Source organism: Pseudomonas karstica (genome assembly GCF_009707515.1).
Classification (GTDB): Bacteria; Pseudomonadota; Gammaproteobacteria; order Pseudomonadales; family Pseudomonadaceae; genus Aquipseudomonas; species Aquipseudomonas karstica.
In genome coordinates this window covers 89,768-108,643 of sequence record NZ_WLYI01000023.1, presented here as the reverse complement: position 1 = coordinate 108,643, position 18,876 = coordinate 89,768, and the positions used below count along the sequence as shown (strand labels likewise).

General features: G+C 58.9%; 18 protein-coding genes. 14 read left to right on the top strand and 4 right to left on the bottom strand.

All coding sequences use genetic code 11. From position 1 onward, the window contains the following. Nucleotides 1-149 precede the first annotated feature (149 nt). On the bottom strand, nt 150-2,996 hold the full coding sequence (rapA, locus tag GIR22_RS17345) for an RNA polymerase-associated protein RapA (RefSeq protein ID WP_154744529.1): 2,847 nt from the start codon (nt 2,994-2,996) through the stop codon (nt 150-152). A 216-nt stretch (nt 2,997-3,212) separates the two neighbouring features. Between rapA and GIR22_RS17340 the strand changes: the two genes are divergently transcribed. The 3 genes from GIR22_RS17340 to ccoM all read left to right on the top strand — a co-directional run bounded on the left by GIR22_RS17340 (nt 3,213) and on the right by ccoM (nt 4,090). Continuing rightward, complete coding sequence (locus tag GIR22_RS17340) at nt 3,213-3,554, top strand: aspartate-semialdehyde dehydrogenase (protein ID WP_154744528.1); 342 nt, start codon at nt 3,213-3,215, stop codon at nt 3,552-3,554. 117 nt (nt 3,555-3,671) lie between these two features. Continuing rightward, nucleotides 3,672-3,830 (top strand): hypothetical protein, encoded by a 159-nt coding sequence (locus GIR22_RS25985; RefSeq protein ID WP_178122325.1) that lies wholly within the window; start codon nt 3,672-3,674, stop codon nt 3,828-3,830. A 143-nt stretch (nt 3,831-3,973) separates the two neighbouring features. Beyond that, nucleotides 3,974-4,090 (top strand): cytochrome c oxidase subunit CcoM, encoded by a 117-nt coding sequence (gene ccoM, locus GIR22_RS26615; protein WP_281349879.1) that lies wholly within the window; start codon nt 3,974-3,976, stop codon nt 4,088-4,090. A gap of 210 nt (nt 4,091-4,300) precedes the next feature. Here ccoM and GIR22_RS17335 read toward each other — a convergent pair whose 3' ends face one another. Both GIR22_RS17335 and GIR22_RS17330 read right to left on the bottom strand, forming a co-directional pair. Beyond that, on the bottom strand, nt 4,301-5,776 hold the full coding sequence (locus tag GIR22_RS17335) for an inorganic phosphate transporter (protein ID WP_154744527.1): 1,476 nt from the start codon (nt 5,774-5,776) through the stop codon (nt 4,301-4,303). Between the two features lie 359 nt (nt 5,777-6,135). Then, a complete protein-coding gene (locus GIR22_RS17330) occupies nt 6,136-6,336 on the bottom strand; it encodes a hypothetical protein (protein WP_169357768.1) in 201 nt (66 codons plus the stop codon). A 626-nt stretch (nt 6,337-6,962) separates the two neighbouring features. On the opposite strand from GIR22_RS17330, the gene pcaR reads away from it, so the two are divergent. The 11 genes from pcaR to pcaC all read left to right on the top strand — a co-directional run bounded on the left by pcaR (nt 6,963) and on the right by pcaC (nt 17,668). Further along, a complete protein-coding gene (gene pcaR / locus GIR22_RS17325) occupies nt 6,963-7,805 on the top strand; it encodes a pca regulon transcriptional regulator PcaR (protein ID WP_154744526.1) in 843 nt (280 codons plus the stop codon). 168 nt (nt 7,806-7,973) lie between these two features. After that, nucleotides 7,974-9,320, top strand: a complete 1,347-nt coding sequence (pcaK, locus tag GIR22_RS17320) for a 4-hydroxybenzoate transporter PcaK (protein ID WP_154744525.1) — start codon at nt 7,974-7,976, stop codon at nt 9,318-9,320. A 179-nt stretch (nt 9,321-9,499) separates the two neighbouring features. Next, nucleotides 9,500-10,357 (top strand): CoA transferase subunit A, encoded by an 858-nt coding sequence (locus tag GIR22_RS17315; RefSeq protein WP_154744524.1) that lies wholly within the window; start codon nt 9,500-9,502, stop codon nt 10,355-10,357. Next, nucleotides 10,357-11,136: a CoA-transferase subunit beta gene (locus tag GIR22_RS17310; RefSeq protein WP_154744523.1), complete on the top strand. Its 780-nt coding sequence runs from the start codon at nt 10,357-10,359 to the stop codon at nt 11,134-11,136. Before GIR22_RS17315 ends, GIR22_RS17310 begins: the two co-directional genes overlap by 1 nt. Then, nucleotides 11,133-12,338, top strand: coding sequence for a 3-oxoadipyl-CoA thiolase (pcaF, locus tag GIR22_RS17305; RefSeq protein ID WP_178122327.1), 1,206 nt, complete (start codon nt 11,133-11,135; stop codon nt 12,336-12,338). The genes GIR22_RS17310 and pcaF overlap by 4 nt, the downstream gene beginning before the upstream one ends. 22 nt (nt 12,339-12,360) lie before the next feature. Next, on the top strand, nt 12,361-13,065 hold the full coding sequence (pcaH, locus tag GIR22_RS17300) for a protocatechuate 3,4-dioxygenase subunit beta (protein ID WP_154744521.1): 705 nt from the start codon (nt 12,361-12,363) through the stop codon (nt 13,063-13,065). Between the two features lies 1 nt (nt 13,066). Then, the gene (gene pcaG, locus GIR22_RS17295) at nt 13,067-13,633 is read left to right on the top strand and encodes a protocatechuate 3,4-dioxygenase subunit alpha (protein WP_154744520.1); all 567 of its coding nucleotides are present in this window, start codon (nt 13,067-13,069) and stop codon (nt 13,631-13,633) included. 115 nt (nt 13,634-13,748) lie between these two features. Further along, nucleotides 13,749-15,044 carry an MFS family transporter gene (locus tag GIR22_RS17290; protein ID WP_154744519.1) on the top strand — a complete coding sequence of 432 codons (1,296 nt, stop codon included), beginning with the start codon at nt 13,749-13,751 and terminating at the stop codon, nt 15,042-15,044. A 48-nt stretch (nt 15,045-15,092) separates the two neighbouring features. Then, complete coding sequence (locus GIR22_RS17285; RefSeq protein ID WP_154744518.1) at nt 15,093-16,457, top strand: 3-carboxy-cis,cis-muconate cycloisomerase; 1,365 nt, start codon at nt 15,093-15,095, stop codon at nt 16,455-16,457. Between the two features lie 10 nt (nt 16,458-16,467). Continuing rightward, a complete protein-coding gene (gene pcaD / locus GIR22_RS17280; RefSeq protein WP_178122324.1) occupies nt 16,468-17,259 on the top strand; it encodes a 3-oxoadipate enol-lactonase in 792 nt (263 codons plus the stop codon). A gap of 10 nt (nt 17,260-17,269) precedes the next feature. After that, the gene (gene pcaC, locus GIR22_RS17275) at nt 17,270-17,668 is read left to right on the top strand and encodes a 4-carboxymuconolactone decarboxylase (protein ID WP_178122323.1); all 399 of its coding nucleotides are present in this window, start codon (nt 17,270-17,272) and stop codon (nt 17,666-17,668) included. 34 nt (nt 17,669-17,702) lie between these two features. Here the strand turns inward: pcaC and GIR22_RS17270 are convergent, their stop codons facing one another. After that, nucleotides 17,703-18,866: a M91 family zinc metallopeptidase gene (locus GIR22_RS17270; RefSeq protein ID WP_154744516.1), complete on the bottom strand. Its 1,164-nt coding sequence runs from the start codon at nt 18,864-18,866 to the stop codon at nt 17,703-17,705. Between the last annotated feature and the right edge of the window lie 10 nt (nt 18,867-18,876).

Below are 18,876 nucleotides of genomic sequence, written 5' to 3'. Positions count from 1 at the left end.
CACGAGGCTGCGATAAGGGCCGCAGGACCTTCAGCAATCTCAAGGCCCAAACGACTGCTGCGCAGCCGATCGCAGGCTACGCCAGCGGCTACAGGAATAAAAAAGGCCCGATTATGCGAGCCTTTTTGTTCAGCAGGGCAGGGCGCTAATCAACCCGCTACCAGCACCCGAATTGCTTCCAGTCGCAGCGCCGCCTTTTCGAGCATGGCCAGGCCTTGCTCGCGTTGTTGGCGCAGGGCAACCAGTTCGCTGTCACGCACGGTCGGGTTGACCGCTTGCAGGGCCGTCAGGCGCGCCAGTTCTTCATCGGTATCGGCGGCCAGGCGGCGCTGTGCCTCGGCCACACGCTCGGCGTGACGCGAGGTGATTTTCTCCTCTCCGGCGTTGATCCGTGGCGTCAGTTGGTCGCGCTGGGCCTGGATGAACTTGTTGGCGCTGGCCCGTGGCACGCTTTCCAATTGGTCATTCAAGGTTTCGAACGACACCCGGCCGGACAAGTCATTACCGTTGGCATCCAGCAGGCAACGCAGCGCGGCCGGTGGCAGGTAACGGCCCAGTTGCAATGAGCGTGGGGCAACCACTTCACTGACGTAGAGCAACTCCAGCAATACGGTACCTGGCTTGAGCGCCTTGTTCTTGATCAGCGCCACGGCGGTGTTGCCCATGGAACCGGACAGCACCAGATCCATGCCTCCCTGGACCATCGGATGCTCCCAAGTGATGAACTGCATATCTTCGCGAGACAGCGCCTGGTTGCGATCGTAGGTAATGGTCACGCCTTCGTCGTCGCCGAGGGGGAAGCTGGCGTCGAGCATTTTTTCGCTGGGCTTGAGGATCAGCGCGTTTTCCGAATGGTCTTCACTGTCGATGCCGAAGGCGTCGAAAAGGGTTTCCATATAGATCGGCAGGGCGAACTGGTCATCTTGCTCAAGGATGTCTTCCACCAACGCGTCACCTTCACCAGCACCACCGGAATTGAGCTCCAGCAAACGGTCGCGACCGGTGTGCAGTTCGGCTTCCAGGCGCTCACGTTCGGCGCGGGCTTCGTCGATTATTGCTTGCCACTCGCCGTCGTCGGCGTTTTCCAGCAGCGGCAGCAGGCGTGGTCCAAACTGATGCTGCAAGGCGTTACCGGTCGGGCACGTATTGAGGAAGGCGTTCAGCGCTTCGTGGTACCACTGGAACAGTCGCTCTTGCGGGCTGGTTTCCAGATACGGCACGTGCAGTTCGATTACATGCTTCTGGCCGATCCGGTCCAGACGGCCGATCCGCTGTTCCAGCAAGTCCGGGTGAGACGGCAGGTCGAACAGCACCAAATGATGGGAGAACTGAAAGTTGCGACCTTCACTGCCGATTTCCGAACAGATCAGCACTTGGGCACCAAACTCTTCATCGGCAAAGTACGCAGCAGCGCGGTCCCGTTCGAGAATGTTCATGCCCTCGTGGAACACCGTGGCCGGGATGCCGGAGCGCACGCGCAGGGCGTCTTCCAGGTCCATGGCAGTTTCGGCATGGGCGCAGATCACCAGGACTTTGGTGCGCTTGAGCATTTTCAACTGGTCGATCAGCCACTCGACCCGAGGATCGAAGCGCCACCAGCGCTGCTCTTCGTCGATATCGGGTTGCGACTGGAAGCTGACCTCCGGGTACAACTCGGCGTGTTCGCCCAGCGGCAGCTCGAGGTATTCGTCTGGGCACGGCAGTGGGTAGGCGTGCAGCTTGCGCTCCGGGAAGCCCTGTACGGCGGCGCGGGTGTTGCGAAACAGCACGCGGCCAGTGCCGTGGCGGTCCAGCAGTTCGCGTACCAGGCGCGCACTGGCTTCAGCGTCGCCATCGTTGACGGCGCTCAGCAGGGCTTCGCCTTCGTTGCCGAGGAAACCCTGGATGGTTTTGTGTGCCGCCGGGGACAGGCGACCTTTGTCCAGCAACTCCTGAACGGCTTCGGCCACCGGGCGATAGTTCTCGCTCTCGGCACGGAAGGCGTGCAGGTCATGGAAACGGTTCGGGTCCAGCAGGCGCAGGCGGGCGAAGTGGCTGTCCTGGCCCAGTTGTTCCGGGGTGGCGGTAAGCAGCAGCACGCCAGGAATCACTTCGGCCAGTTGTTCGACCAGCGAGTACTCGAGGCTGGCTTTTTCTTCATGCCAAACGAGATGGTGGGCTTCATCAACCACCAGCAAGTCCCAACCGGCAGCGAACAACGCGTCCTGGGCCTTTTCGTCATCTACCAGCCATTCCAGGGCTACCAAGGCGAGCTGGGTGTCTTCGAACGGGTTGGTGGCATCGCTTTCGATAAAGCGCTCTTCGTCGAACAGTGCCACCTGCAGGTTGAAACGGCGACGCATTTCCACCAGCCATTGGTGCTGCAGGTTTTCCGGGACCAGGATCAACACACGGCTGGCGCGTCCTGACAGCAGTTGGCGATGGATCACCAGGCCGGCTTCGATGGTCTTGCCCAGGCCTACTTCGTCCGCCAGCAAAACCCGTGGTGCGATACGATCGGCGACTTCACGGGCAATGTGCAGTTGGTGCGCAATAGGCTGTGCACGCACGCCTCCCAGGCCCCAGAGCGAGGACTGCAACTGGCGGCTGGTGTGTTCCAGGGTGTGATAACGCAGGGAGAACCAGGCCAGCGGGTCGATCTGCCCGGCGAATAGCCGGTCGCTGGCCAGGCGGAACTGGATGAAATTCGAGAGTTGGGTTTCCGGCAGGGTGACCTGTTCGTTCTGCCCATTGAGGCCGTGGTAGACCAGCAGGCCGTCGACATCATCGACCTCGCGTACGGTCATTTTCCAGCCTTCGAAATGGGTGATGGTGTCACCCGGCGAGAACCTCACGCGAGTGAGGGGCGCATTCCGTAGCGCGTACTGGCGAGTGTCGCCAGTGGCCGGATAGAGCACGGTCAACAAGCGCCCGTCCTGTGCCAGAACGGTGCCTAACCCCAGCTCTGCTTCGCTGTCACTAATCCAGCGTTGCCCCGGTTGATACTGCTGCGCCATGCTGCCTGACTCCCGCCGTGAAAAAGCCGACTATTCTAACGGAACACGGCTTCCAGACCAAAAGGAATAGGTGCAGCTTCGAGCTTTAAGCTCCAAGCGGCAAGAAAAAGGGCGGTGCGTTCGTCAGATAGATGACGACTGGTTCACACGTTGGCGAATACAGGTTCAAGACGCTGCTTCGTTGGCCGACAGCTTGCTGACAGGAGATTCATCATTATGCTGCCACCCATGCTGCCCTTGAGTGCTGTGCCGGTTACGTCGCAACTCGACCCGGCGCGCCAGAAACCGGATATTCCGCCCGTGGTACCGGTTCAGCCGGGCTCCAACGAAAGCACCATCGATTTGAAAAAGGGCGATGCCGAGCAGTCGACCTTGCTGCTGCGCGAAGAGCAACGGCGTCAGCAGGAGCAGCAGAAGCGCCGGCGTGAGGCCGATGAGGATCCGGAACAGCATTTGGCTGTTCCGGGGGATGAACTCAATGCCGATAACACCGTACCGGTGGCGCCGCTGATCGAAGATGCGCCCCGGCAAGGGTTGTGGGTGGATGTCGAGGTTTAATTGGCGTAGAGCGGTCATCTGTTGTGGTTGATGACTTGGAATTGTTGATGGGGTATTTGCCGCCAAGCGGGCCAGGCTGCATTATTGAGTTATTCCAGCCACTACGTAAGCCGAGCCATGAGTGACGACAAGCTGATTGACCTGAATGCCGAGCGGGCCAAACGTGTCCATGACCTCAATGACAAACGCCTGAATGAAGTCCGCCAGGCTTTTGAACAGGCCATGCCGTTGGGGAAGGCGAAGAAAAAGCAGAAAAACAAACCGAAAAAGCGTTGAAGTGCCCTGTATCTATTGATACAGGTCAGTTATTTCCCTTCTTTACGCCCTGTTGCGGGCGACATTGATCCTCGTCAATTTCTTCTCCCGCCTTTCTGGTTAACTTCGCTCTATCGCAACAGGGCAAGAGCAGGAGGTCGGTCATGTTTTTCGATAATGTGGTGTTTGCCGCAGTGCTGACTGTTGGCCTCATGGTGATGTTCTTTGTGGGGTTTGGAATTTTTATCTGGAGAGACGCTAACAAGCGCAAGAGGCCTTAGGTCTTTCTGGGTTTAGTGGGCACGCAAGGCATTTTGGGCGACTTCGGTCGTCCTTTTTTTGGGTCTTTTTGGGGCCCGTGGCGGCCCGGTAGCCGACCAGGTTGTGGGGTGTATATCCGTTGCTGCGGTAATGGATATACACCCCAAACACCCAGCATAGAAAAAGGCGCGATCCTCACAGACCGCGCCCTCTTCACTACCAACAGCCTGTCAGCTACCCAACGCCATGGAGGCCAGCCAGAACAACCCGGCCGACAAGGTCACGGTCGCCGGCAACGTCAGCACCCAAGCCATCAGAATGGTCTTCACAGTACCGCCTTGCAGCCCACTCTTGTTGGCCACCATCGTCCCGGCCACGCCGGACGACAACACATGAGTGGTCGAAACCGGCAGGCTGTAGATGTTGGCCAGGCCAATCATGGTGGCGGTAGTAATCTGCGCCGACATGCCCTGGGAATAGGTCATGCCTTGCTTGCCGATCTTCTCACCAATGGTCAGTACTACGCGCTTCCAGCCGACCATCGTACCCAGGCCAAGGGCCAGGGCCACCGCCAGGATTACCCAGAAGGGTGCGTATTCGGTGGTGGCGGTGAGGTCTTTACGCAGTTTGTCCAGATCGGACTTCTCGCGGGCGTCGAGGCCTGGTAGTTTGCCGACTTTTTTCGCCGTGTCATCCAGGCAGAGCAGGTAGCGACGTACTTCAATGCGGTGGTCGGCGGACAGCGAATGGTAGTCGGAGACACCCTTCAGCGTGCCGAGCAGGGCGTTGATGGTGGGTTCGGTCTGTTGCGGGTTGCAACGGAACTTGCCAGGCAGGTCGTCTTTGACACTTTTGCCCAGGGCAAGGAACTCGCCGAGGGTTTCGTGGTTACGCTGGTAGAACTGGTTGAGGTGCAAGGTGGCGTCGCGGGTGCGCTCGATCTGGTAAGTGGTACTGCCCAGGTCGAGTACGAACTGCGCGGGCACGATACCAATCAGCACCAGCATGATCAGGCCAATCCCTTTCTGACCGTCGTTGGAACCGTGCACGAAGCTCACGGCCATGGCGGAAATGACCAGCACCAGGCGATTCCAGAACGGCGGGTGTTTCTTGTCGTCGAGCTTGCGACGCTGGTCCGGTGTCTTGTGCATCTTGGACAGCGGGCGCCACCATTTCAGGCCGATCAAGACCAGCGCGGCCACCAGGAAGCCCGCCATGGGCGAGAACACCAGCGAGGCGCCGATATCTACCGCTTTCTGCCAGTTGACCCCGTCAGCCAGTGGGATGTCGTTGATCAAGGCGTTGGCCAGGCCGACACCGAGGATCGAACCGATCAAGGTGTGGGAACTGGACGCCGGGATCCCGAAATACCAGGTGCCCAGGTTCCAGGTGATGGCCGCCGCTAACAATGAGAAGACCATGGCCAAGCCGTGGCCGGTATTCACATTGATCAGCAGTTCCACTGGCAGCAAATGCACGATCGCATAGGCGACACCTACGCCACCGAGCAACACACCGAGGAAATTGAACACCCCGGAGAAAAATACGGCCAGATGCGGTGGCATGGCTTTGGTATAGATGACTGTGGCCACCGCGTTAGCGGTGTCATGAAAGCCATTGATGAACTCGAAGGCGAGGACAAAGGCCAGGGCGAGCAACAGGCTCACTAGAACCCAAGCATCAAGTCCGCTGAATAAATCGATCATGAAGATTTTCTGACCCGGTCGTAAGGGGGCGCGATTATGCCAGAAAACCTTGGTAATCGATGCACTAGCTGCTCATTGGTAACATTCTTCAACGAAAAAATTGATGGGCGGGCAGGCCGTCCCAGGTTTTCCGGGGCCTTGGTAACTCATTGATTTATAAAAAAGATGTTTGATCTTTCAGGCTGAGACAAGGGCGAGGTTACGCCTGAAAAAATCGTATGAAATTTCGACAAGACAAGGGCAAGCACCTGCCGGACGCATTGTTGACGCGTTTGGGGGCAGGTAAAGGTAGGAGTCGCAGCCATTTCTACCCGCCATGTATTGGCGCAGGGGTGGCAGCCCCTGGGAGCTCGAAGCACTTATGGCTCCTCGGTCTTGAGGTCTTGTTCGATCTTTTGAATTTCCTGGGCAAACGCCTGGTCCAGCAGGCTGGCCCGTTTGCGCCATGGCTTGCGCTCAGGTTCCGGCTGGGCGGCGTAGGTGGTGACTTCCCCGCCGTAAACATCCTTGTAACGTTGTTCCTGGCGCTCAAGTTCCGCGCGCAGTTCGTCTTTCGTCACATTGTTACCTAATTGAGTTGAGTTTAGTTCCGATGATGCGCGATGCCTGGAAATCGCCCTGGAGGTCCCGTCATATTGAACAGCCGGGTGGCTCAGCGCTTGAAGGTCTACGCGATAAAGCACTTCTTTATTGCATGCGACCACGGCATCGGAAGAGGGCAGCTGTCGTAGCAACAGTTTTTAAGTCGCGAGTAAATAGGCAAGCATTGTAAATGAGTGTCGGTGCTGACGACGGCGCATGAGCAACGCAGGGGCACCAAGATCATCACAGGATGCATTATAACGATGCAGTTGAATAACACTATCACCGGCAAGTTAAAATACGTCAACTTTGTGTGAGCGTTTTGTTACGTATACGTATGAGTACTTCCAAACTTGTGGCGTCGGACTTGCTTATTTCTCTACCAATAGCAGTTCAGATAACAACTTCAATCATCGGTCGCTGACTCGATTCGTCGAGTAATGACCTGGTCGGCGGCTATGGTCGGCTGGGCTGAATGAAAGGCGAGACCAGAAATGCGATAATCGAAGCGTTGTCCGATAATCGCCCAATGTTGGCGGTCATACCTTGTGTATCGATTGTCAGGCGGTCTGTAATAACGGTTGAACCTTGAGAAGGACCTGAAATGAACGATCAATTGCGCAACTCCTTCGCGTCAGTGGCGCCGCCGATCGTTGCCTCCCCGGCCAAGCGTATCCAGGCGTTTACCGGTGATCCGGACTTCATGACCTCCCTGGCCCGTGGCCTGGCAGTAGTGCAGGCGTTCCAGGAGCGCAAGCGTCACTTGACCATCGCCCAGATCAGCCATCGCACGGAAATTCCCCGCGCCGCCGTACGCCGTTGCCTGCATACCCTGATCAAGTTGGGCTACGCCACCACCGATGGGCGCACCTATTCGCTGCTGCCCAAGGTCCTGACTTTGGGCCATGCCTATCTGTCCTCCACGCCCCTGGCGGTTTGCGCCCAGCCCTACTTGGATCGCATGAGCGAGCAGCTCCATGAAGCCTGCAACATGGCAACCCTGGAGGGCGACGACATCCTCTATATAGCCCGTTCGGCCACCACCCAGCGGTTGATCTCGGTCGACCTGTCGGTGGGCGGGCGTTTGCCGGCCTATTGCACGTCCATGGGCAGAATCCTGCTGGCAGCCCTTGATGATGCCTCGTTGCAGGACTATCTGGATCATGCCGACCTGCAGACCAAGACCAGCCGCACCATCACGACCCCTCAAGACTTGCTCGAATGCTTGCAGCAAGTGCGTCAGCAAGGCTGGTGTGTGGTTGACCAGGAACTTGAACAGGGCCTGCGCTCCATCGCGGTGCCGGTGTATGACGCCTCCGGCCAGGTGCTGGCCGCGCTCAATGTCAGCACCCACGCAGGGCGTGTCAGCCGCAGCGAGCTGGAACAGCGTTTCCTGCCGAGTATGCTCAGCGCCAGTCGCGAGTTGAGTACACAATTGTTTGCCTAAGCTGTTCGGTGACCGCACAGATCCCGGTTTGATGAATTGACGATGTTTCCCCGGGCTCATTAATGTCGCGACAGCGCAATGGGCCGTGATGGTTCAAGTGCTGCTCTCATAATAATGACGATGGGGCTCAGCCTCGTTTGCCCGCCCCTTGGTGTGGAAATAAAAATAATGAATCAGCCTTCGCCTTCTGTCGGGACTTGCCTGGATGTGCAGTCTTTCATCAACGCTCAGCCACTCTCGCGTTATCAGTGGCGGGTGGTGATCCTGTGTTTTCTGATTGTCTTCCTCGACGGGCTCGATACCGCGGCCATGGGGTTTATCGCGCCAGCATTGTCCCAGGATTGGGGCATCGACCGTGCGAGCCTCGGCCCGGTGATGAGTGCTGCGCTGATCGGCATGGTGTTCGGTGCCTTGGGTTCCGGGCCGCTGGCTGACCGCTTTGGGCGCAAAGTGGTGTTGGTCGGTGCGGTGCTGGTATTTGGTGCTTTCAGCCTGGCATCGGCCTACAGCAGCAACGTTGATCAGTTGTTGGCGCTGCGTTTCCTCACCGGCCTGGGCCTGGGAGCTGGCATGCCGAATGCCACGACCCTATTGTCGGAATACACACCGGAGCGCCATAAGTCGTTGCTGGTCACCAGCATGTTCTGCGGCTTCAACCTGGGCATGGCGGGTGGCGGATTTATCTCTGCCAAGATGATTCCCGCTTTCGGTTGGCACAGCCTATTGTTTATCGGTGGCGTCTTGCCGTTGATCCTGGTGGTGGTATTGCTGGTGTGGCTGCCGGAGTCGGCACGTTATCTGGTGGTGCGTAATCGCGGCACCGACAAGGTACGCAAGGCCCTGTCGCCCATCGAGCCGGGGATCGTTGCCCAGGCATCCAGCTTCAGCGTCCCCGAGCAAAAAACCGTCAAGGCCCGCAATGTTTTTGCGGTGATCTTCTCCGGCACCTACAGCGCCGGCACGCTGCTGCTGTGGGTGACGTACTTCATGGGGTTGGTGATTGTGTATCTGCTGACCAGTTGGCTGCCGACCCTGATGCGTGACAGCGGCGCCAGCATGGAGCAGGCCGCGTTTATCGGCGCGCTGTTCCAGTTTGGGGGCGTGTTGAGCGCCGTCGGTGTCGGCTGGGCGATGGACCGGTTCAATCCCCACAAAGTTATCGGAACTTTCTATCTGTTGGCCGGGGTATTTGCCTACGCGGTAGGGCAGAGCCTGGGCAATATCACCTTATTGGCGACCCTGGTGCTGATCGCCGGGATGTGTGTCAACGGTGCGCAATCAGCCATGCCGTCCCTGGCCGCGCGTTTCTACCCGACCCAGGGGCGCGCCACGGGTGTGTCATGGATGCTTGGCATCGGTCGCTTCGGCGCAATCCTCGGAGCGTGGATGGGCGCGACCTTGCTGGGCCTGGGTTGGAACTTCGAGCAAGTCTTGACTGCGCTGGTGATTCCAGCGGCGCTGGCCACGGCTGCGGTCGTCATCAAAGGCCTCGTCAGCCACGCCGACGCGACCTGAAAGCCATGCCAATGCTGGTTTCTGGTTGTTTGAAGGAAATGATAGCTTGCAAACAATTCGTTCGATAATCGAACGCTTAGTCGATTATCGGATTGTTTGGCTTTTTCCCCCGGCTTAATCTTCAAGCACTTCGGCGCGGCCCATAGCGCCTTTCTCGATCCAACCGGGAGCCCAACCCCATGGCTGAAATTCTATCGCTGGCTGATGCGGTGAAGCAGTTCGTCAATGACGGTGATACCGTCGCGCTCGAAGGCTTTACCCACCTGATCCCTACGGCGGCAGGTCATGAAATCATTCGTCAGGGCAAGAAAGACCTGACCTTGGTACGTATGACGCCTGACCTGATCTACGATCAATTGATCGGCGCCGGCTGTGCACGCAAGTTGATTTTTTCCTGGGGCGGCAATCCGGGAGTGGGTTCTCTGCATCGTTTGCGAGACGCGGTAGAGAAACAATGGCCGCAACCCCTCGAGATTGAAGAACACAGCCATGCCGACCTGGCCAATGCCTACGTCGCTGGTGCCTCCGGCCTGCCATTCGCTGTGCTGCGGGCCTACGCAGGTTCCGACCTGCCCAAGGTCAATCCATTGATCAAGACCGTCACCTGCCCGTTCACCGGCGAAGTGCTGGCGGCGGTGCCGTCGGTGCGTCCGGACATTACCGTGATCCACGCGCAAAAGGCCGACCGCAAGGGCAACGTTTTACTCTGGGGCATTCTCGGGGTGCAGAAAGAAGCGGCCCTGGCGGCCAAGCGTTGCATCGTTACTGTTGAAGAAATAGTCGATGACCTTAACGCGCCGATGAACGCTTGCGTTCTGCCTACTTGGGCGCTGACCGCCGTTTGCCACGTGCCCGGCGGCGCGCACCCGTCCTACGCTCACGGCTACACCGAGCGTGATAACCGTTTCTATCAAGCCTGGGACCCGATCGCTCGAGACCGCGGGACTTTTACCGCCTGGATCGACGAATACATCCACGGCACCGCTGACTTCAGTGAATTCCAGGCCAAGCTGGCTGCTGCACAGGAGGCCAAGTAATGGCTTACTCAACCAACGAAATGATGACCGTCGCCGCCGCGCGCCGCCTGAAGAACGGCTCGGTGTGCTTCGTCGGCATTGGCCTGCCGTCCAAGGCCGCCAACCTGGCTCGCCTGACCTCGTCGCCGGACGTGGTACTGATCTACGAGTCCGGCCCGATTGGCGCCAAACCTTCGGCGTTGCCACTGTCCATCGGTGACGGTGAGTTGGCGGAAACCGCCGACACCGTCGTCCCAACCGGTGAGATCTTTCGCTACTGGTTGCAGGGCGGGCGCATCGATGTGGGGTTTCTCGGGGCGGCCCAGGTCGACCGTTTTGGCAATATCAACACCACGGTGGTCGGTGATTATCACCAGCCCAAGGTCCGCCTGCCGGGAGCCGGTGGCGCGCCGGAGATCGCCGGTTCCGCCAAGAGCGTGCTGATCATCCTCAAGCAGTCGGCCCGTTCGTTTGTCGACAAACTCGACTTCATCACGTCGGTCGGCCATGGCGAGGGCGGCGATTCGCGTCAACGCCTGGGTCTGCCTGGCGCTGGTCCTGTAGGGATTATTACCGACCTGTGCATCATGGAGCCGGAAGAGGGCAGCCACGAATTTGTGGTCACCGCCCTGCATCCAGGGGTGACCCGTGAGCAAGTGGTAGCTGCCACCGGTTGGGCCATTCGTTTTGCCGACCAGCTCAGCACCACGGCCGAGCCCACCGATATCGAACTGACCGCCCTGCGCGACCTTGAAGCCCGCACGGCCGCCGCCCATGGCCAAACACCTGGAGAGGCCTGATGCGCGACGTATTTATCTGTGACGCTATTCGTACTCCCATCGGACGTTTCGGCGGAGGCTTGTCCACCGTGCGCGCCGATGACTTGGCGGCGCTGCCAATCAAGGCGTTGATGGAGCGCAACCCTTCTGTGAATTGGAGCGCTGTGGATGAAGTGTTCCTCGGCTGCGCCAACCAGGCGGGTGAAGACAACCGCAACGTCGCCCGCATGGCCTTGCTCTTGGCGGGGCTGCCGGAAAGTATTCCCGGGGTGACCCTCAACCGCTTGTGCGCATCGGGCATGGACGCCATCGGTACCGCCTTTCGGGCCATTGCCAGTGGCGAGATGGAGTTGGCGATTGCCGGTGGTGTCGAGTCGATGTCTCGGGCGCCGTTCGTGATGGGCAAGTCTGATGCTGCGTTCTCGCGTAACATGAAGCTGGAAGACACCACTATCGGCTGGCGCTTTATCAACCCGTTGATGAAGGCTCGGTACGGCGTCGATCCGATGCCGCAAACCGCCGACAACGTGGCCGATGACTATAAAGTTTCCCGCGCCGATCAAGACGCTTTCGCCTTGCGCAGCCAGCAACGTACTGCCGCAGCGCAGGCTGCCGGTTTTTTTGCCGAAGAAATCGTCCCCGTACGTGTCGCCCATAAAAAAGGCGAAACCGTGGTCGCGCAGGATGAGCACCCACGGGCCGATACCACTCTTGAAGCCTTGGCCAGGCTCAAGCCGGTCAATGGTCCGGACAAGACCATCACTGCCGGCAATGCATCGGGGGTAAACGACGGCGCCGCCGCACTGATTCTGGCTTCTGGCGACGCGGTGAAAAAACATGGCCTGACCGCCCGCGCCCGGGTGCTGGGTATGGCCAGTGCCGGTGTCGCACCGCGCGTGATGGGTATCGGCCCAGTGCCAGCTGTGCGCAAGCTGGTGGAGCGTCTCGGTCTGGCCGTTACGGATTTTGACGTGATCGAACTCAACGAAGCCTTTGCCAGCCAAGGCTTGGCGGTGTTGCGTGAGTTGGGTCTGGCGGACGATGCGCCTCAGGTCAATCCCAATGGCGGCGCCATTGCCCTCGGTCATCCGCTGGGTATGAGCGGCGCGCGCCTGGTGCTGACGGCCCTGCATCAGTTGGAGAAAACCGGGGGTAGCAAAGGCCTGGCAACCATGTGCGTGGGCGTAGGCCAAGGCTTGGCCCTGGCGATTGAACGTATCTAACAAGAATGATGAGGATTGCTCCATGAGTGACAAGCCCGGATACCGGCGCCCGCAAGCGGGTACTCAGCCTGATTACCTGCACCCGGCCTATCAGTCGACGAAGCTGCGCTCGCCCTCAAAACCGTTGGTGTTTCTGCCCCATTCCTTGTCGGAAATCACCGGGCCGACCGTCGGTGCCGAGCGCGTTAGCGAGAAGGACAACGACCTGACCGCCCAGCATGCTGGCGAACCTCAGGGCGAACGCATCATCATTCACGGTCGTGTGCTGGATGAAGACGGTTTGCCTGTTCCCGGCATCCTTGTGGAAATCTGGCAGGCCAACGCGGCTGGCCGCTACAACCACCAGCGTGACGAGCATGATGCGCCGCTGGACCCGAACTTCACCGGCACCGGCCGCACCGTTACCGATGCCGATGGCTGGTACCAGTTCCAGACCATCAAGCCTGGCGCGTATCCGTGGGGCAACCACCACAACGCCTGGCGCCCGGCGCACATTCACTTCTCGCTGTTCGGCCCCAGTGTGCTGACGCGCCTGGTGACCCAGATGTATTTTCCCGGCGACCCGCTGCTGGCGTACGACCCGATCTACAACTGCGTTGCAGATACCCGCGCCAAAGAACGTCTAATCGCCAGCTTCGACCTGGAAAAAACCATCCCTTCCTATGCTCTAGGCTACCGCTGGGACATCGTCCTGCGCGGCCGCGATGCCACGCCGATGGAGAAATGAGATGACCCTCTACGCGACCACATCCCACACCGTCGGGCCCTATTACCACATCGGCCTGACCTGGCTGAACCGCGAAGACCTGACCGTTGCCGAAACCCTCGGCGAGCGCGTGGCAATTACCGGGCAAGTGGTGGATGGCAATGGCGACTTCGTCAATGACGCCATGCTGGAAGTCTGGCAGGCCAACGCCGCTGGCAAATATGACCACCCAGAGGATGAGCAGGACAAAGCCCTGGACCCCAATTTTGAAGGCTTTGGCCGAGTGCCGGTGGATGCCGAAGGGCGGTTTCGGTTTACCACCATCAAGCCGGGCAGCGTGCCGGGGTTGAAGGGCAAGACGCAGGCGCCGCACTTGGTGGTGCTGGTATTTGCCCGTGGGTTGGTGAAGCATTTGTTGACGCGGATTTATTTTGACGGTGAAGCGGCGAATGGGGACGACCCGCTGCTGGCATGTGTGCCTGAAGAGCGGCGGGGGACGTTGATTGCGAAGGTGGATGCGGCCGGTGCGTATCAGTGGAATGTGATTTTGCAGGGGACGGATGAGGAGACGGTGTTCTTTGATTATTGAGTGGGCAGTCCGTTCCTGCGTCCTGCGTGAGAACGATCATCCAAAAAACTACTTGCGGAACGTAGTTGTTGCAAAGTATGTCTAGGCTTTAAACGTTCCCAATGAGTGAAAAAATATGACAACAATGACAAGTCACTACACTGGAGAAGAGCGCCGCAAACGGATATTTGCCATTGTCGGTGCGTCCTCCGGTAACCTGGTCGAATGGTTCGACTTCTACGTCTATGCCTTCTGCGCCATCTACTTTGCCCCTGCGTTCTTCCCGTCGGACGATCCCACTGTCCAATTGCTCAACACCGCCGGTGTGTTCGCTGCCGGCTTCCTGATGCGCCCCATCGGCGGCTGGTTGTTTGGCCGGGTGGCTGACAAGCACGGGCGTAAGAACTCGATGATGATCTCGGTGCTGATGATGTGCGCCGGTTCCCTGGTTATCGCTTTCCTGCCGACTTACAACGATATCGGTGCCTGGGCGCCGGCCTTGCTGCTGGTCGCCCGGCTGTTCCAGGGCCTGTCGGTGGGTGGCGAATATGGCACCACTGCTACCTATATGAGTGAGGTGGCGCTCAAGGGCCAGCGCGGGTTCTTCGCTTCCTTCCAGTACGTGACCCTGATCGGCGGGCAACTGCTGGCCGTGTTGGTGGTGGTGATCCTGCAGCAGATTCTCACTGAAGACGAACTGCGGGCCTGGGGCTGGCGGATTCCGTTTGTGATTGGCGCCATTGCTGCGGTGATCTCCCTGCTGCTGCGTCGCACCCTGAAAGAAACCACCAGCAAGGAAATGCGTGAGGACAAGGACGCCGGCAGCATTGCCGCGCTGTTTCGCGACCACAAGGCGGCCTTTATCACCGTGCTCGGCTACACCGCCGGCGGTTCGCTGATTTTCTACACCTTTACCACCTACATGCAGAAGTACCTGGTAAACACCGCCGGAATGCACGCCAAGACGGCCAGCTACATCATGACCGGCGCGCTGTTTTTCTACATGTGCATGCAGCCGGTGTTTGGCATGCTGGCGGACAAGATCGGCCGACGTAATTCGATGCTGTGGTTCGGTGCCCTGGGCACGCTGTTTACCGTGCCGATCCTGATGACCCTGAAAACCGTCAGCAGCCCGTTCCTGGCTTTCGTGTTGATCACCCTGGCACTGGCCATCGTCAGTTTCTACACCTCCATCAGCGGCCTGGTGAAAGCGGAAATGTTCCCGCCACAAGTGCGCGCCCTGGGTGTAGGCCTGGCCTATGCGGTTGCCAACGCGATCTTTGGTGGTTCGGCGGAATACGTTGCCTTGGGTCTCAAAACCCTGGGCATGGAAAACACCTTCTACTGGTACGTCACGGCAATGATGGCGGTGGCTTTCCTGTTCAGTTTGCGCCTGCCGAAACAGGCGGCGTATTTGCACCACGACCTGTAACCGGTTGGCGCACGGCCGTTGAGGGCGTGCGCCACCTAGGGATGATTTATGACAATGCGCACGAGCAATCAGTTGTTCGACGCCTATTTTACGGCCCGCAGCATGCGCGAGGTGTTCTGCGATCAGGGCCGCGTGCAGGGCATGCTGGATTTTGAAGCAGCACTGGCCCGGGCCGAGGCTCAGGTCGGGTTGATCCCGCAAGTGGCGGTGGCACCCATCGCCCAGGCGTGCCTGGCTTCGCTCTACGATATTGATGCCCTCGGCGAGGCGATTGCCACGGCGGGGAATTCGGCGATTCCGTTGGTCAAGGCGCTCGGCAAGCTGATTGCCAGCGCAGATCCGGGTGCCGAGCGGTATGTCCATTTGGGCGCTACCAGCCAGGACGTGATGGATACTGGCCTGGTACTGCAACTGCGCAGCGCCGTGGAACTGATCGAAAGCGACCTGGCACACTTGGGTGAAATCCTTGCGGCCCAGGCCCAGCGCTACATCGCGATCCCCTTGGCGGGCCGCACGTGGTTGCAGCACGCCACGCCCGTTACCTTGGGGATGAAAATCGCCGGCTGGCTCGGCGCAGTGACCCGCAGTCGACAACGCCTCATGGAGCTCAAGCCGCGTCTATTGGTGCTGCAATTTGGCGGAGCTTCTGCAACCCTGGCGGCCTTGGGCGAGCAGGCCATGCCAGTGGCCCAAGCGCTGGCCGCTGAGCTGCAACTGACTTTGCCGGAGCAACCCTGGCACACCCAGCGCGACCGCCTGGTGGAATTTGCCGCCGTGCTCGGTTTGATCGCTGGCAGCCTGGGCAAACTGGGTCGTGATATCAGCCTGCTGATGCAGACCGAAGCAGCGGAAGTGTTCGAGCCGTCGGCACCGGGCAAAGGCGGTTCCTCGACCATGCCTCACAAACGCAATCCCGTGGGCGCTGCGGTATTGATCAGTACCGCGACACGCGTCCCGGGGCTGGTGGCAACACTGTTCAGTGCCATGCCCCAGGAACATGAGCGCAGCCTGGGCTTGTGGCACGCCGAATGGGAAACCTTGCCCGAGATTTGCCGGCTGGTTTCCGGTGCCTTGCAGCAGGCGTTGCTGGTGAGCGAAGGCTTGGAAGTGGACGCAGAACGCATGGCGCAGAACCTCGACCTGACTCAAGGCCTGGTGTTGGCCGAGGCGGTCAGCATCGTTCTTGCGCAACGCCTGGGTCGTGAAACCGCCCATCATCTACTGGAACAGTGCTGCAAACGCGCGGTCGCCGAACAGCGCCACCTGCGGGCGGTGCTGGCGGACGAACCGCAAGTGACTGCCGAGCTGTCAGCCGCTGAGCTCGATCGCCTGCTGGACCCGGCGCATTACCTGGGCCAGGCGCAGACTTGGGTCACTCGTGCGGTGGCTGAACATTTTGCTTTAATTGCCTGAGGAGGCTGCTGTGGCATTTGTACAACTCGCTGATGGCGAACTGAACTACCAACTGGATGGCCCCGAAGATGCACCGGTATTGGTGCTGTCCAACTCATTGGGCACTGACCTGCATATGTGGGACCTCCAGGTTTCGGCTTTCACACAGTATTTCCGAGTGCTGCGTTACGACACCCGTGGCCATGGCAAATCCCTGGTCAGCGAGGGGCCCTACAGCATTGAACAGTTGGGCAAGGATGTGCTGGCACTTCTCGATGCGCTGCATGTCGAGCGGGCGCATTTCTGCGGGCTGTCCATGGGTGGCCTGATTGGGCAGTGGTTGGGCATCAATGCCGGTGAGCGCCTGAATCGTCTGGTGGTGTGCAATACGGCGGCGAAGATTGGTACACCCGAGGTGTGGAACCCACGGATTGAAATGGTCCTGCGGGATGGCTCGGCGGCGATGCTCGCGTTGCGCGATGCCTCGATTGCCCGCTGGTTTACGGCGGACTTTGCCCAAGCCCATCCCGATCAAGCCAAACTGATCACCGACATGCTGGCGGCCACATCACCCCAAGGGTATGCCGCCAACTGCGCGGCGGTGCGTGATGCCGATTTCCGTGAACAATTGTCGTCGATCAAGGCCCCGACCCTGGTGATCGCCGGCTCTGAAGACGCCGTTACACCGCCGTCCGGTGGCCACTTTATCCAGGCGCATGTGAAGGGCGCCGAGTACGCCGAGTTCTACGCCGCACACCTGTCCAACGTGCAGGCCGGTGCCGCGTTCAGCGGCCGGGTGCTGGACTTTCTGCTGGCCCGCTGAGGAGTCTTTCGTGGACGAAAAACAACGTTACGCCGACGGCCTGCAAGTGCGTCGTGAAGTGCTCGGTGATGCGCACGTCGATCGCAGCCTGAATGCCCTGACCGAGTTCAATTCGCAATTCCAGGAAATGATCACTCGCCATGCCTGGGGTGATATCTGGACGCGCCCGGGACTGCCCCGGCACACCCGCAGCCTGATCACCATCGCCATGCTGATCGGCATGAATCGCAGTGAAGAACTGAAACTGCACCTGCGAGCCGCCGCCAGCAATGGAGTGACTCGCGCCGAGATCAAGGAAGTGCTGATGCAGAGTGCGATCTACTGTGGGATTCCGGCGGCCAATGCGACCTTTCACCTCGCGGAGTCGATGTGGGATGAGTTAGGGGTGGAGTCGCGGCAACAACCCTGAGAGCCACCTCGTCCCACATTTTTAAGCGTCCGTCTCATTCTTCATGAGGCGCTATGTAAAATTTTTCGCGCAATGGAAACCCCATTTCTTCACGCAGCCCATTTTCAGTGAAGGCTTTTGGATTGGCCGTTGTCGGTGGGGTAGTGGGGTCATTGTCAAAGTCGAAAGCGGGGGCATCAGTCTCTATGCCAATGGCTTGCCGTTCCAGGTTGGGCTCAGGCCCCAAGAGGTCGCTTTTTTCGGTCGTGCCCGGCAAGAGTGTTCCATGAGCCCCATTATAGGCGTGAGCCATTTCATGATAGAGGTCAACCAGCGGAGAGACTTCGGTCGGCGAATAAATGATGCTGGGGTTGTTAAAGATGGATGCGCCGTTGGCAGGTGAGCCTCGGATATCATTTTTTATGAAACCTACTTTTTCAAAGTTTTCTAAATCGTCATAATCTTTTAGTTGGCGGTCTGTTTCTCGGGTGAAATCGTTGGCAAAAGAATATTGGGTTCCGTCGTGCGTCTCTATAATGTTGATAGGCGCGCCAGTACGTTTGGCTGCAGCGTCCAATTCATTCAACATTTTTTGCGCAGTTGGCGAGTGTCGAAGTAACTCAAGATCATCCTGGGCACGCTGTTTGACTGTTTCGCTGCCTTGAAGGTTGAGTCCTTCACTACCGGCGTCGCTGATTTTTACTTGAGTGAGTGTTGACCCTGGAACGCGGCTGATGCGATCACCCGGGGACGCATGAATTTTATCGTCCTGAGTGTTGGATATAACGGTGTCGTGACCGCGCCCCGTATAGAAAGTAGTACGACCGACACCGAGCATAAGATCATTTCCGTTACCGCCATGCACAACGTTGAAGGGACTTTGACTGATCAGCAAGTCGTCGTCATTACCACCGTCCATATGAGCGAATGTGCCTTTGGCGCCCACGCCGGAAATCAGCAAGTCTTTTCCATTGTTGCCGTACATCACGGTTTTTCCACTACCCCCTAACAGGGTGTCATTACCGTCATTGCCCTCTGCATACCCGGTGCCAGCGCCCAGGGTAATGTGATCGTCACCGGCTCCGCCGTAGACCTTCTTTGACCCCTTGGACAGGGCCTCGATTCTGTCATTGCCCGCGCCACCGTCAACAGTGACGGAAAGGTTGATATTCGGGTCGACCCAAATTTTGTCATCGCCTCCTTTTGAACGGATGTGCACGTTGTGATCC

Excerpts from the sequence above, each read along its gene's own strand:
- GIR22_RS17290 (WP_154744519.1), top strand. The coding sequence starts at position 13,749 with ATGACAACAATGACAAGTCACTACACTGGAGAAGAGCGCCGCAAACGG.
- GIR22_RS17335 (WP_154744527.1), bottom strand. The coding sequence starts at position 5,776 with ATGATCGATTTATTCAGCGGACTTGATGCTTGGGTTCTAGTGAGCCTG.
- ccoM (WP_281349879.1), top strand. The coding sequence starts at position 3,974 with ATGTTTTTCGATAATGTGGTGTTTGCCGCAGTGCTGACTGTTGGCCTC.
- GIR22_RS17310 (WP_154744523.1), top strand. The coding sequence starts at position 10,357 with ATGGCTTACTCAACCAACGAAATGATGACCGTCGCCGCCGCGCGCCGC.
- pcaR (WP_154744526.1), top strand. The coding sequence starts at position 6,963 with ATGAACGATCAATTGCGCAACTCCTTCGCGTCAGTGGCGCCGCCGATC.
- pcaK (WP_154744525.1), top strand. The coding sequence starts at position 7,974 with ATGAATCAGCCTTCGCCTTCTGTCGGGACTTGCCTGGATGTGCAGTCT.
- GIR22_RS25985 (WP_178122325.1), top strand. The coding sequence starts at position 3,672 with ATGAGTGACGACAAGCTGATTGACCTGAATGCCGAGCGGGCCAAACGT.
- pcaG (WP_154744520.1), top strand. The coding sequence starts at position 13,067 with ATGACCCTCTACGCGACCACATCCCACACCGTCGGGCCCTATTACCAC.
- pcaH (WP_154744521.1), top strand. The coding sequence starts at position 12,361 with ATGAGTGACAAGCCCGGATACCGGCGCCCGCAAGCGGGTACTCAGCCT.
- GIR22_RS17285 (WP_154744518.1), top strand. The coding sequence starts at position 15,093 with ATGACAATGCGCACGAGCAATCAGTTGTTCGACGCCTATTTTACGGCC.
- GIR22_RS17315 (WP_154744524.1), top strand. The coding sequence starts at position 9,500 with ATGGCTGAAATTCTATCGCTGGCTGATGCGGTGAAGCAGTTCGTCAAT.
- rapA (WP_154744529.1), bottom strand. The coding sequence starts at position 2,996 with ATGGCGCAGCAGTATCAACCGGGGCAACGCTGGATTAGTGACAGCGAA.
- GIR22_RS17340 (WP_154744528.1), top strand. The coding sequence starts at position 3,213 with ATGCTGCCACCCATGCTGCCCTTGAGTGCTGTGCCGGTTACGTCGCAA.